12 protein-coding genes are annotated in these 13,822 nt (G+C 37.9%); 9 read left to right on the top strand and 3 right to left on the bottom strand.

What is annotated here, in order from left to right; translation table 11 throughout:
- Positions 1-292: 292 nt before the first annotated feature.
- The 3 genes from IEV85_RS20195 to IEV85_RS20185 are packed head-to-tail and all read right to left on the bottom strand — an operon-like array spanning position 293 to position 2,850.
- A complete protein-coding gene (locus IEV85_RS20195; protein ID WP_188466954.1) occupies positions 293-991 on the bottom strand; it encodes a DUF2490 domain-containing protein in 699 nt (232 codons plus the stop codon).
- Positions 972-1,610, bottom strand: a complete 639-nt coding sequence (locus IEV85_RS20190; protein WP_188466952.1) for a hypothetical protein — start codon at positions 1,608-1,610, stop codon at positions 972-974. The genes IEV85_RS20195 and IEV85_RS20190 overlap by 20 nt, the downstream gene beginning before the upstream one ends.
- A 7-nt stretch (positions 1,611-1,617) precedes the next feature.
- Positions 1,618-2,850 carry a TlpA disulfide reductase family protein gene (locus IEV85_RS20185; protein ID WP_188466950.1) on the bottom strand — a complete coding sequence of 411 codons (1,233 nt, stop codon included), beginning with the start codon at positions 2,848-2,850 and terminating at the stop codon, positions 1,618-1,620.
- Between the two features lie 212 nt (positions 2,851-3,062).
- Here IEV85_RS20185 and IEV85_RS20180 point away from each other — a divergent pair, with 212 nt between their 5' ends.
- The 9 genes from IEV85_RS20180 (at position 3,063) to IEV85_RS20140 (ending at position 13,821) form a co-directional block, all read left to right on the top strand.
- The gene (locus IEV85_RS20180) at positions 3,063-4,232 is read left to right on the top strand and encodes a CaiB/BaiF CoA transferase family protein (RefSeq protein ID WP_229712668.1); all 1,170 of its coding nucleotides are present in this window, start codon (positions 3,063-3,065) and stop codon (positions 4,230-4,232) included.
- Positions 4,233-4,594: 362 nt separating this feature from the next.
- Positions 4,595-5,038, top strand: a complete 444-nt coding sequence (mraZ, locus tag IEV85_RS20175; RefSeq protein ID WP_188466948.1) for a division/cell wall cluster transcriptional repressor MraZ — start codon at positions 4,595-4,597, stop codon at positions 5,036-5,038.
- 6 nt (positions 5,039-5,044) lie between these two features.
- Positions 5,045-5,956 carry a 16S rRNA (cytosine(1402)-N(4))-methyltransferase RsmH gene (gene rsmH, locus IEV85_RS20170; RefSeq protein ID WP_188466946.1) on the top strand — a complete coding sequence of 304 codons (912 nt, stop codon included), beginning with the start codon at positions 5,045-5,047 and terminating at the stop codon, positions 5,954-5,956.
- 11 nt (positions 5,957-5,967) lie between these two features.
- Complete coding sequence (locus IEV85_RS20165; protein ID WP_188466944.1) at positions 5,968-6,363, top strand: FtsL-like putative cell division protein; 396 nt, start codon at positions 5,968-5,970, stop codon at positions 6,361-6,363.
- A complete protein-coding gene (locus IEV85_RS20160; RefSeq protein ID WP_188466941.1) occupies positions 6,353-8,446 on the top strand; it encodes a penicillin-binding protein in 2,094 nt (697 codons plus the stop codon). Before IEV85_RS20165 ends, IEV85_RS20160 begins: the two co-directional genes overlap by 11 nt.
- Complete coding sequence (locus IEV85_RS20155; protein WP_188466939.1) at positions 8,446-9,912, top strand: UDP-N-acetylmuramoyl-L-alanyl-D-glutamate--2,6-diaminopimelate ligase; 1,467 nt, start codon at positions 8,446-8,448, stop codon at positions 9,910-9,912. Before IEV85_RS20160 ends, IEV85_RS20155 begins: the two co-directional genes overlap by 1 nt.
- A 6-nt stretch (positions 9,913-9,918) precedes the next feature.
- Entirely contained in the window at positions 9,919-11,121 is a 1,203-nt protein-coding gene (gene mraY, locus IEV85_RS20150; RefSeq protein ID WP_188466937.1) for a phospho-N-acetylmuramoyl-pentapeptide-transferase, read from the top strand.
- A 151-nt stretch (positions 11,122-11,272) separates the two neighbouring features.
- Positions 11,273-12,643, top strand: coding sequence for a UDP-N-acetylmuramoyl-L-alanine--D-glutamate ligase (gene murD / locus IEV85_RS20145; protein WP_188466935.1), 1,371 nt, complete (start codon positions 11,273-11,275; stop codon positions 12,641-12,643).
- The gene (locus IEV85_RS20140) at positions 12,640-13,821 is read left to right on the top strand and encodes an FtsW/RodA/SpoVE family cell cycle protein (protein WP_188466933.1); all 1,182 of its coding nucleotides are present in this window, start codon (positions 12,640-12,642) and stop codon (positions 13,819-13,821) included. The genes murD and IEV85_RS20140 overlap by 4 nt, the downstream gene beginning before the upstream one ends.
- Position 13,822 lies beyond the last annotated feature (1 nt).

Raw genomic sequence — 13,822 nt, 5'->3', positions numbered from 1 at the left:
TTCCACTGTTATCCTGCTTCCCGATAAATCGGAAAACGAGGTCCGCCCGAAGGCGAATGAGGCCTGGCTTTACAAGCTTGCTTCACCCGGTACTAGAATACTTGTTAGGTTCACCAAACGTGTTTAACACCCTGAGGATACTGCAAATTTACAGCTTTCAATTGGCAAACAAGAGGTAAGGAAGGAAAGTTTTCCACACGAATAATAAATTATAACAGATTCTGAGAAAAGGATAAAATGATAGCTATTGGGTGCAAATATGGAGAAATAAGACCTAAATGTATAATCTTCTTTACCAGCTAAAGTAGTACACTGTCTTTACCTGCAGTATGTGGCTTGTCGCTTCGCTAATTAGATCACTATATTGACTTTCTACAGCTAATTGTAGCTTTTGTCCTTTTTGAAATAACTTACCCAGCCCAATAGAGAATCTGTTTTCAAGTTCGTCTTCCAGAGAATTGAATTCATAAATCACTTCATTTCCTGCAATAAAATACAATTCTCCTTCGTCCAGACTTTCGCCATTTAAGGGAAAATCAGAACTTATAGAATATCGTAACCTTGTGAGATAGCTTGAGCTACGAATTCGCTCTTGAACTCTTATTTTATTAGCTAATCTTAAGCCTTTTAATTCAGTAAGAAAAGCAAATTGCTGGGTGAGTCGGTGCTCATATCCAGCATCTTCATCAAAAGGATCAACTTTTCGGTACATATAACCTAAACTGAGCTTCCTTTTACCAAATAGCGTATAAGTGCCAAAAGCTTTTACCTCCCATCTATCAGTTCGGAAATTCTCTTCTCCTTCACCATAATTGGTAAATCTTTGCCTACCTAAAATAGATAAATTGTAGCTCCACCTGTCATCCATCTTTTTGGTAAAAGAGAAACCGGGCTCCCAACGTACAGAGGGGATGTTTTGAGCTTTAAGCGGTTGCAGTAGAAGAAATAAAGAAATGAATACTAAAAATTCTTTAATAGAGTACGTTGTCATCTGCTCTTTTAACTATTTTCCTTTTGTCCTCTAATTTACCTTCCTTATTGAACAGAAATTCAAAGAAACCTCTTTTGTTGGAGGGGTCTACCGTTTCAGCTTCTATTTCGTATTTTATAATTAAATCTTCCAGGTCCAGCTCTAAAAATTCTTCCAGGTATTCTTCATCATCATCTATTTCAAGCTCACCATCTTCATACTCTTCTTCCCGGTTGTACTGAATTTGAATCCTGTTAAACTGGTATTTTTCGTAATTTTCTTTAAAATATTGTTGAATAGCTATTCGAACCTCTTCAGGAAAGTCTTCAAGCTTCCGTAGAATCTCTATATCAACCAGTTGCCCTCTTTCATTAAACTTTACACTGATGTATTCCCCTCGATACCGGCATTTAAATTCAAAGAATGTGCCGTTGGCATTAATTTCCTTATAAAACCTGGTTTTCTTTGAATTTTTTAAAATAGGAGCAGCTAATTTCAATGCTTTTTCAGGAAAATCATCCTGATTAACAGAAATTTCCTTTTCATATTTTTCTGTAACCTCCTGCTTTTGTTGCCCGCAGACCATTTTGCAGACAAAACAGAAGGAAAAAGCTAAAATATATAATCTGTATTTCTGCATTTTTTAATTAAAGAGCTAAAAGGCTGTCCATCTTTTGGTTGAAGTTTGCCTTAAATTCCTCATAATACTTTCCGGTTCCAGGACCTGAAAATCCTGTGTGAATATTCACCAGTTCACCTTCTTTATTCAAAATAATCATTGTTGGAAATGAAATTACCTGATTCAACATAGGTAGCGTTTTCGAAGCCTCTTCTTTGTCACTTGTTCCGGCAATCAGAAAATCATAGTCCACATCCCATTTGTTAATCATTTTTTCCACTCTTCTTTTCGCATACTCAAAATCATCTTTTTGTTCGTAGGCAAGTCCTATAATTTCAGCACCTCTATCTTTATTGGCTTTATACCATTCAGCCAGAAATTTAGTCTCGTCCATACAGTTCGGACACCACGTGCCAAAAATTTGAACAATCACAACCTTTCCCTGGTATTTTTCATCTGTCAGGCTTACCTTTTCTCCCTCCAGGTCAGGAAAACTGAATTGAATTCTATCATATCCTTTTTTTAGGTAGGTAAGAGAGTCAGGGCTGGGTAATTCAATATTTTCATCTCTCAGTGCCGACCAGCTTTCGTACCACTCTTTGCCGGAATAAAAGTCACCTTTTAGTGTTCCATCATCCTGCAGAGTGGCTTCAAATAGAAAAGCATGATTACCATCAAATGTGCTTAATTTCATTACTTTATCGTCAGCCACCCCTGTCAGGTACCTGTAATCTCCCAGAGGTGTAAGGAAAGTACCAGAAACCTGATTCTCATTTTGCTTGAATATTCCTACTGCTTTGGTAGTATCCTGAGCTTCTGGTTCTATAAAAGTTACGTCCCATTTACCTGCAAAATTAGCTGGTTTCACATCTGTGTTTACCAGAAGAAATTTCTCATCTCCTTTATGTAAAGTGATTGGTAATACATAGTCATCTTCATAATGCTTAGTGTAGGTGCCTGAAATTGCACTATTCTGAATTTCGAGATCCAGCGAAATGTCAAAAACATGAAGTGGAATGTGTAAAGAATCGCCATTTCTTTCTATTTCATTGAGAACAATCTGCTCCTCTCCATTAATAATTGTAGCAATAATTTGCCCGTCCTCTTGCTCGTCAATTTGCATTTTAAAAGGAGTAGATTTTCCCTGCATGGCAATTTCGCCAATATACAGGCCATCAAGCACTAATTCTTTATTATCAATATTGCAGGAGAATGTTAATAGTAGTAATAAACCGAAAATGTATGTAGTAATTTTTTGCATAGTAATAAGTAATACCCCAAAAATTATATTAGGTTAAAAATTTTTTGTCCGACTAAAGACTTACTCGATAAATTTTGTATTAGTACCCTTAGGAAGTGCAAAATACAAAGATTGTTGTATAATCCTGAGTGCAGGAGTTAAAATGAGTGCTAATAACTTAATTTTATCAGTTAAGTTTGCTTTTAAGGGGCTGAGCTTTAAAATACTGAAGAATGAATGAAATATTAAAAGGAGTAAGAGTTTTGGAGTTGGCCAATGTTTTAGCCGGGCCATCTGTAGGTCAATTTCTTGCAGAATCTGGCGCGCAGGTGATTAAAATTGAGAATCCTGCCACAAGAGGAGATGTTACGCGCAGTTGGAAACTCAATAAAGAGGAAGGCGAAACAGATGTAAGTGCTTATTTTTCAGCGGTAAATTCAGGTAAATTATCTGTGGCTTTAGATGTGCAAAACCCTGACCACTATGCTGCTTTAATAGACCTGGTGAAGGTTTCTGATATTGTAATTGCCAGTTATAAAATGGGAGATGCAGAGAAGTTGAGGGTGGATGCCGCCACTTTTAGATCGCATAACCCATCCCTGATTTACGGTAAAATATCTGGCTACGGAGATCAGAATTCTAAAGTAGGTTATGATGCTATTTTGCAGGCGGAAACAGGCTTTATGTTTATGAATGGAGAGCCTGGGGGTAAATCAGTGAAAATGCCGGTGGCTTTAATTGATATTTTAGCAGCTCATCAACTGAAAGAAGCTATCTTACTGGCTTACATTCACAGGCTTAAAACCGGAAAAGGGGCAGAGGTGTCAGTTTCATTGTTCGATGCAGCCATTTCCTCTTTAGCCAATCAGGCTACTAATTATTTATTAGCCGGACATAATCCTAAAAAAATGGGTTCCGAGCATCCTAATATTGCCCCATACGGAAGCATATTCACCTGTCAGGACGGAGCTAAAATTGTAATAGCTGTAGGTACAGACAAACAGTTTGAAGCTTTAACTAAAGTGCTGGGCTTGAGCAATTTTATGTCGGAAAAGTTCTCCAACAATTCTACCAGGGTAAAAAACAGGGAGCAGCTTAACGCACTCCTCCAAAATGCTTTTGCAAAGGAGGAGGCTTCGGTTTTGTTAACAAGATTAGATGCAGTCCATGTGCCATCGGGAAAGTTGCAATCTGTGCAGGAGGTGTTTGCTTCAGGGAAAGCTGATCATTTACTGATTGAGTCAGGTTTAAAAACTGTAGGGCTGAGAAATTTTATAGCAAAAATGGATAAATATGAAATTCCCTCCCACATTGCTCCACCACCTTCCTTAAATCAGCATGCTAACTACTTATTTACAAAAATTCTGGGTTATTCAGAGGAGGAAAAGAAAAAGCTGGAATAGAGCTTTTTACTTATGTTACTCCTCTAAATCTGGATAATATTCGATTTTCTCCCACATCTCCCCACTAAATCTAAGAAAAGCAAGGCGCTCATTACAATATAGTTTTTTAGACGCCTTATGAGAGCATGAAACCTTGAATTTATAGCTTGATCAGGCGTTTTGGAAGAATGAATAAATCTATGATAACTAATTCACTCTCTATTACTTAAAATTTAAAATAGTTGATCTTAAAGCATTTACTTGTTTTTTCTACACTTCTTATGTAATCTTTTGAAGAAAAGTGTAAAAAAGTGGGAGAAAGTGGTACAAAATGTCGTATATTGTATTAGTTTTGTCATTAAGAGATTGTGTAAATACTGTATATGGCTTTCTTCACCGGGGAATATGATTGTAAATTGGACGCTAAGGGGCGTTTGGTCTTGCCTGCCAAGATCAAAAACAACCTGCCCGAAGCTTCCGGTTCCGAGCTGGTGATAAGAAGAGGTTTTGAGCCGTGCCTTGTGTTATACCCAATGGTGGAGTACAAGAAAATTTTCTCCAAAATTGCAGGGCTAAATGAATTTAATGCTGAATACAGGAACTTACAAAGGAATTTCTTTAGAGGTAACGCAATCGTAGAACTTGATAGTGCCGGAAGAATATTGCTTCCTAAGAACATGCTTTCTTTTGCAGGTTTAGAAAAGGAATCAATAGTTGTGGGCATGGGAAATCGGGTTGAAATATGGGATGCATCAAAATATGATGACTTCCTTATCAAAGACCAGAAAGAATTTTCTGATTTAGCTGAGAAACATCTTTTTGAATAAAAGTCTATGAGTGAATACCATCAACCGGTTATGTTGCAGCAATGCATTGAAGGGCTTGCTATAAATCCTTCAGGGATCTATGTAGATCTTACTTTTGGTGGAGGAGGTCATTCACAGGCAATTCTTGAGCATTTAAAAGATGGTAAACTCTTCGGTTTTGATCAGGATCATGATGCAGTGGCCAATGCAGAAGAAATTACGCATGAAGGTTTCGAATTTGTGCAGGCTAATTTCCGCCATTGCAAAAAGTATCTAAAGTTGTACGGTATTAAAGAGGTAGACGGTGTTCTGGCTGACCTTGGTGTTTCTTCTCATCAGTTTAATAAGCCTGAACGTGGATTTTCAACCCGTTTTGATGCAGAGCTGGATATGAGGATGGATCAGCAGGCTGAGCTTTCTGCTAAAAAGGTGATCAATACTTATGAGGAAGCCGACTTGCACAGGATATTCGGGTTGTATGGTGAGGTGAGAAATGCGAAAACTCTTGCTTCTGCTATTGTGGCAGCCAGAACAAACAAGGCCATCAATACGGTGGCTGAATTAAAAACTATTTTGGACCGCTTTGCTAAGCGAGGTCGTGAAAATAAATATTATGCTCAGGTTTTTCAGGCCTTGCGTATTGAAGTCAATGAAGAGCTGAAGGCACTGGAGGAAATGCTGGAGCAAATGGAGGAGGTAATTAAGCCTGGAGGCAGACTAGTGGTGATGAGTTATCATAGTCTGGAGGATAGGCTGGTAAAGAATTATATTAATAAAGGAAATGTGTCGGGCGTTGAAGATAAAGATTTTTACGGAAACGTAAGTAAGCCTTTTGACGCTATCAATAGGAAACCAATTACTGCAGATGCAGAAGAGCTGGAAAAAAATAACAGATCCAGAAGTGCGAAGCTGAGAATAGCTGAAAGGAAGACAGTATGAAATAAGCCTATATGAAAAAGAACACTTTTAAAATAAAGGATAAAAAACAAAACAAAGGGAAAGCTTCCTCTGGCGGTAGTGGAAGTATTTTCTCCAGGTTTGATAAAAGCATAGCAGGTGCTTCATCTGAAAATGGATTGCCTGTAAAATATTTACCTTATGTCCTTTTCTTTGTGGCGATGGGTATATTTTACATTGGTAACAGCCATTATTCAGATAAAACTACCAGAAAAATAGATAAGCTTCATCAGGAGGTAGAGGATTTAAGAGCAGACTATACCACGCTTAAATCTGAGTACATGTTTGCTTCCAAGCAATCTGAAGTAGCTAAAAGAGTAAAGAAATTAGGATTGAAGGAATCAGAAGAACCACCCTATAAAATTGTAGTAGAAAAAGGTGAATATTAAAAAATCCATATTATTAAGAGTGAGACTGGCATTTCTGATGGTATTGCTATTTGCTATAGCAATCATTTATCAGATTTTTCATATCCAATGGATTGAAGGGGATAAGTGGAAAAAGCTTTCTGAAGAGATTAGTTTGAGCTATCAGGAAGTAAAAGCCACACGTGGTAATATCTATTCGGATAATGGAAGCTTATTGGCTACCTCTCTACCTTTTTATCGTGTAGCTATCGATCCTACTATTGCGGATGAAAACATCTTTCGTGAAAATATTGATTCCCTGAGCTATTTATTAGCTAGAAATTTTGGTCAGACAGCCACCTACTACAGGCAGAAAATTATGGGGGCAAGGCAAAAAGGTAATCAGTATCTTTTGCTATCAAGAGATCTTATTGGCTATCAGCAGAAAAAGGAAATGGAAACCTGGCCTATTTTCCGAGAAGGAAGGTTAAGCGGAGGAGTTATTTTTAGCAAGACAGACAAACGTTTCAGACCTTTCTCTAACCTCGCTTTTAGAACTATTGGTTTCTTAAATGAAAACGATTATGGTGCTGGTTTGGAATACAGCTTCAACGACTACCTTGCCGGACAAAATGGGAAAGCATTATTTCAAAAAATTTCAGGTGGTAGCTGGAGGCCTCTGTATGACGGGTCAGAAGTTAGGCCTAAAGATGGTTTCGATATACAAACCACCATTGATATAAACCTGCAGGATGTAGCAGAATCTGCATTGCTGAAACATTTAATTCAGCATGATGCTGATATGGGCTGCGTGGTAGTAATGGAGGTGGCCACCGGAGAAATTAAAGCGATTTCCAATTTGAAAAAGCTGAAAAGCGGTGATTACGGTGAGGTGTACAATTATGCAGTGGGAAGCCATGGATTAAGAGAGCCTGGTTCTACCATGAAGTTGGCCTCCTATATTGCGCTTTTTGAAGAGAAAAATTTAAAGCTATCTGATACCATTCAGACGGGAGATGGGGAGTTGAAATTTTACAAAGAAACAGTGCGGGATCATAAGCCAGGTGGATATGGTACCATAACTATTAAGGAAGCTTTTGAAAAATCATCCAACATAGCAATCGCTAAAATGGTAGATGAAACCTTTCAGAAAAATCCACAGCGTTACCTGGACTATCTTAACAATATGGGGCTTACAAAGCCATTAGGTTTTCAAATGGTAGGTGAAGGCAAACCTAAAATCCCCCCTTTGAATCAGTGGAGTGGTATTACTCTGCCATGGATGGCTTATGGTTATGGCTTAGAACTAACACCTTTACAAATTTTGACTTTATATAATGCGGTTGCCAATAATGGTAAAATGATTCGTCCACTTCTGGTAAAGTCAATCAATAAGGTAGATAAGGAAGTAAATACTTTTGAAACCAACGTAATCAGCAGCCAAATATGCTCTAAAGAAACACTGAAGAAAATCAGAGTACTATTGGAAGGTGTGGTGGAAAACGGAACAGCTTCTAACATAAATAATGCTAATTATAAAATAGCAGGTAAAACAGGTACGGCTCAAAGTTTGAAAGATGGTCGTTACATCCGTCAGTATTATACATCTTTTGCAGGTTATTTTCCTGCTGAAAACCCAAAGTATTCTGCCATAGTGGTAATGGATAATCCAAAAGGTTACAGACAATATGGATCTGATGTTGCAGCACCGGTTTTTAAAGAAATTGCTGATAAAATTTATGCTTTGGATCTTAAAATGCATGAGAAATATGAATTAGCAGAAAAACCTGAAATGGGTGTGTTTCCTGTGGTGCAGGCTGGGAAAAGAGAAGATTTAGCATTAATGCTAAACTATTTGGGTATTTCTAACCATGCCACAGCCAATGAGGTGGAGTGGGTGAGAGCAGGTATTAATAACAACTCCATTCAATGGAAAGAAACAACAAGCCAGGCTGGCTTAGTGCCAGATGTAAACGGGATGACATTGCGTGATGCATTGTATCTATTAGAGAACAGCGGGCTTCGTGTAGAGGTAAAAGGTAAAACAGGTAGGGTAATTACACAATCACAGTTGCCTGGTAGCAGAGCATTAAAAGGAAGTACAATTAAAATTGAAGTAGGGTAGTGGCATTGTTGAAGGACATATTGTATAAAGTGAAATTATTGTCTGTTTCAGGAAATATGGAGCAGGATATAAGTGCTATTCATTTTGACTCCAGAAAAGTGGATGATAAAACTGCTTTTGTGGCAGTAAAAGGAACTCAGGTGGATGGACATGAATATATTGATGCGGCCATCGAAAAGGGTGCTGTCGCTATAGTTTGTGAAACTTTGCCCCAAAATCTTAGTGATGAGGTAACTTATATCCAAACAGATAATAGCGCCAGGGCATTAGGTTTAATGGCAGATAATTTTTACGATCATCCAAGTTCGAAGCTAAAATTGGTGGCCGTAACTGGTACTAATGGGAAAACTACTACAGTTACTTTATTGCACCAGTTGTTTATGAGCTTAGGTTATAATGTCGGGATGCTTTCCACCGTACAAAACCAAATAAATGAGGAGGTAATGCCCTCTACTCATACAACGCCAGATGCCGTACAGTTAAATGAATTATTGCAAAAGATGGTGAAGGCAGGTTGCTCATATGTATTTATGGAAGCCAGTAGCCATGCAATTGACCAGGAAAGAATGGCAGGGTTGCAACTAGCAGGAGCAGTTTTTTCCAATATTTCTCATGATCACCTGGATTATCATAAGACTTTCGATAGCTATATAGCAGCTAAGAAAAAACTATTTGATGACTTACCTTCTTCTGCATTTGCACTTGTAAATGTAGATGATAAGCGGGGGATGGTAATGTTGCAGAATAGCAAAGCAACAAAATACACTTATTCTCTGAAAATGATGGCCAATTTCAGAGCTAAAGTGCTTTCTAATGCTTTACAGGGTTTAGAGCTTAATATAGATCAGAAGGATGTGTGGTTCAGGCTGATAGGCTATTTCAATGCATATAATCTTTTAGCTGTATATGCAGTAGCCAGCATTTTAGAGGAGGATTCAGTAGAAATATTAACGCATTTATCTCAAATAGAATTGAGAAACGGGCGTTTTGAGCAGATTCCCAATACCACAGGAATTAATGCTATCGTGGATTATGCACATACACCCGATGCGCTGGAAAATGTATTGAATACGATTGATAATATCCGCACAGGAAATGAGCAGGTGATTACAGTAGTTGGTTGTGGAGGAAACAGAGATAAAGATAAAAGACCTTTAATGGCAGAAATTGCCTGTAGGTTGAGCGATAGGGTAATTCTTACTTCCGATAACCCACGAGGTGAGGAGCCTGAGCAAATTATTGCAGATATGCAGAAAGGAGTGCCTGTATCCCAGGCCAGGAAGGTTACCAATCTGTCAGATAGAAAAGAAGCGATTAAACTGGCATGTAGCTTTGCGCAAAAGGGAGATATAATTTTAGTGGCTGGAAAAGGGCACGAAACTTATCAGGAAGTAAAAGGTGTGAAGCATCATTTTGATGATAAGGAGGTAGTAAATGAAATGTTAAATTTAATACATAACAGATAGAAGGCTGTGTTATATTACTTATTCGATTTTTTAGATAGACAATGGGACCTACTGGGAGCAGGTGTATTTCAATATATTTCCTTCAGAGCAGGTATGTCCGCGCTTTTGTCACTTTTAATTACCATTACATTCGGTAAAAGGCTGATCAATTTCTTACAAAGAAAGCAAGTAGGGGAAAGCATTAGGGATTTAGGCCTGATTGGTCAGAATGAAAAGGCCGGCACACCCACAATGGGAGGTATAATCATCATTTTAGGGGTTGTGGTTCCTGTTTTGTTATTCGCTAAAATCGAGAATGTATATATTATATTATTGCTGATTTCCTGTGTTTGGATGGGGCTTATAGGTTTTTTAGATGATTATATTAAAGTTTTTAGAAAAAATAAAGAGGGCCTACAGGGTAAATTTAAAATAGTAGGGCAGGTAGGGCTTGGCCTGATTGTAGGCATTACCTTATTTTATAATCAGGAGGTAGTTGTTAGAGAATTTAATAATCAGGGGAGTCAGGAAACTAACGTGGAGGCTTATCAGGATGTTAAATCCATGAAAACCACCATCCCTTTCGTGAAGGGCAATGAATTAAATTATTCGGAAATTTTACCTTTTGTTCCAAAGGATTTTACAGTAGTAATATATGTGGGCTGGGCTATATTTATTATTACCGCACTTTCAAATGGAGCCAATATTACAGATGGAATTGATGGTCTGGCTGCAGGTACGTCTGCTATAATAGGGCTAACACTAGGTATTTTCGCCTATTTATCAGGGAATGCTATCTTCTCACAGTATCTCAATATAATGTACATACCAAATTCCGGTGAACTGGTAATTTTCTGCGCAGCCTTTGTGGGAGCTTGTGTTGGCTTTTTATGGTACAATACACATCCTGCGCAGGTGTTTATGGGAGATACCGGAAGTCTGTCTATCGGTGGGGTAATTGCTGTTTTGGCGCTATCCATCAGAAAAGAATTATTGCTTCCGCTACTATGCGGGATTTTCCTTGTAGAACTACTTTCAGTAATTATACAGGTGTCTTATTTCAAATATACTAAGAAGAAATATGGTGAAGGTAAAAGAATTTTTCTCATGTCGCCTTTGCACCATCATTACCAGAAAAAAGGAATCCATGAATCTAAAATTGTTAACAGGTTCTGGATTGTGGGAATATTATTAGCAATTATAACAGTGGCAACTTTAAAATTACAATAGATAAGTTAGATACTAGAGTCAGGAACTTAGACTCTTTACTTGATACTTGGCTCAAGATTTTAGACAACAAAACAAAAGGAATTTGAAAAGTAGATAGTACAAATAAAATAATCAATACTGAGTACTTTATACTCTTTACTAAAATAAAACAATGGAAAAGAAAATCGTCATATTAGGAGCCGGGGAAAGTGGAACCGGTGCTGCTTTGCTTGCAAAGGCAAAGGGCTATGATGTATTTGTTTCCGATTTTGGTAGTATAAGTAAAGAAAATCAGGACAGGTTAACTGCTGCACATATTCGTTTTGAAGAAGGTGAACATACAGAGAAGGAGATCTTTTCAGCCGAAACAATCATAAAAAGTCCTGGAATAGCCCCTACAGTAGCTGTTGTAAGGGGCGCGATGGAGATAGGAATACCGGTGATTGATGAGTTGGAATTTGCTTCAAGGTTTACCAATGGTAAAATCATAGCCATTACAGGGACAAATGGTAAAACTACTACCACTTTGCTCACCTATCACATACTAAAAGATTGTGGACTCTCTGTCGGGCTAGGTGGAAATGTAGGAAAAAGCATGGCTGCTCAACTTGTGAATAAAGATTATGACTGGTGGGTTTTAGAAGTCAGCAGCTTTCAAATAGATGGGTTTATTCATTTGAGGCCTCACATTGCGGTACTATTAAATATTACGCCTGACCATTTGGATCGGTATGATAAGAAAATACAAAACTATGTAAATTCTAAGTTCAGCCTTTTCCAAAAACAGACGGCACAAGATTACACTATTTTGTTTAATGATAATGGTTTGATTGATAAAGAGTTAAAGCAAACAAGTTTACAATCTAAAATATACATGCTTAGCTTTGATGAGGTGCCCGATGCCGGAGCATATGCCAATAAGGACGGAATCATTATTAAACATCAAAAAATAAGCTCGGTTTTTACAGCAGACTTACTCACAATTAAGGGCAAACATAATCAGATCAATGCTATGGCTTCAATACTTTCTTCAAAAATTACAGGATTAAAACAGGATCAAATAGCTGAAAGCCTCCCTAAATTCAAGAATGTTCCTCATCGGTTGGAGCCAGTAGGAAATATTCATGGTGTAGAATTTATAAATGACTCCAAAGCAACCAATGTTGATGCGGTTTATTATGCATTGGATGCTTATACCCGCCCTGTAATCTGGATTGTTGGTGGTGTGGACAAAGGCAATGATTATGAAAAACTTGAATCTGTGAACTCAAATGTTAAAGCCATTATCTGTTTGGGAAAGGACAACGAGAAGATCAAAGCTTTTTATAAAGATAAATTCCCAATTATAGAAGAAACGCAATCTATGCAGGAAGCCGTAAAAATGGGGTATCAACTAGCAAAGGATAGGGAGATAGTATTGCTATCACCAGCATGTGCCAGTTTCGACTTGTTTAAAAACTATGAAGACCGGGGCAATCAGTTCAGGATGGCAGTACAGTATTTACAACGTGAAGTGGAATTAAAAAAATTGTCTAATTTATGATCAATATTCAAACCATAAAGGGCTTTGCAGACAAACATTTAAAGGGAGACCCGGTGATTTGGTCGGTGGTTTTTGCTTTAGGTATGCTCAGTATTTTAGTGGTATATAGTGCTACAGGAACTATTTCCTACTTTAAATTCGATGGCAATACTGAATATTACCTGTTGAGGCACAGTTTTCTGGTTCTTCTAAGTTTTTTTGCCATGTGGGTGGCACATAAAATTGATTATAGATATTATTCAAAGTTATCTCGTTTGGCACTTTGGCTTTCTGTGCCTTTGTTGATATTTGCCTGGCAATTTGGAGTGAGCTTGAATGATGCCTCCAGGTGGATTACTATTCCTTTTTTAAATCAGTCCTTTCAACCTTCGGATTTAGCAAAACTTGCTTTGATTATCAATTTGGCAGGTATGCTTTCTAAGAAACAACAGAATATCACCGATTTTAAGAAAGCTCTTATCCCTATGTTACTTTGGTGTGGTTTAATCTGTGGTTTAATAGCCATGACTAACCTTTCAACGGCTATTTTACTTTTCGCCACCTGTATGCTCTTGCTTTTTATAGGAAGAATTCCCGTAAAGTATTTAGCAATGCTTTTTATAGTAGGGATTTTAGCGGTAAGCATAGCTATGGTAGTAGGGCAGCGTGGTAAAACAGCCATCAGCAGGATAGAAACTTTTATTAAAAAAGAACAAATCCCTTTTCAGGCGCAGCAGTCATACATTGCTGTTGCCACAGGAGGAATAACAGGTAAAGGACCGGGTAACAGTAGTCAGAGAAATTTTCTACCGGAAGCTTTTTCCGATTTCATATTTGCTATTGTGGTGGAAGAATATGGAATGATAGGAGCCACTGTGGTGATTTTACTTTATCTCACTTTGCTATATCGCGGAATGAAAGCAGCAGCAGCCAGTGGTAAAGCATACGGGGGGCTTCTCTCAGCAGGGCTTAGTTTTGCCATAGTTATTCAGGCGATGGTAAACATGGGGGTAGCCGTAGGGCTTGGGCCAATTACAGGTTTGCCTTTACCACTGTTAAGTATGGGAGGAACTTCACTCTTGTTTACAGGACTTGCCATGGGTATTATTTTAAGTGTAAGTCGTGGAGAAATTGAGGAAAGCCCGGAGATAAGATCTAATAATCATTTTGAAAATTTACCTAAGAAAGAAGTAGCATAAT

Source organism: Marivirga lumbricoides, from assembly GCF_014636295.1.
GTDB classification, from domain to species: domain Bacteria; phylum Bacteroidota; class Bacteroidia; order Cytophagales; family Cyclobacteriaceae; genus Marivirga; species Marivirga lumbricoides.
This window is presented reverse-complemented; position numbering and strand designations above follow the sequence as displayed.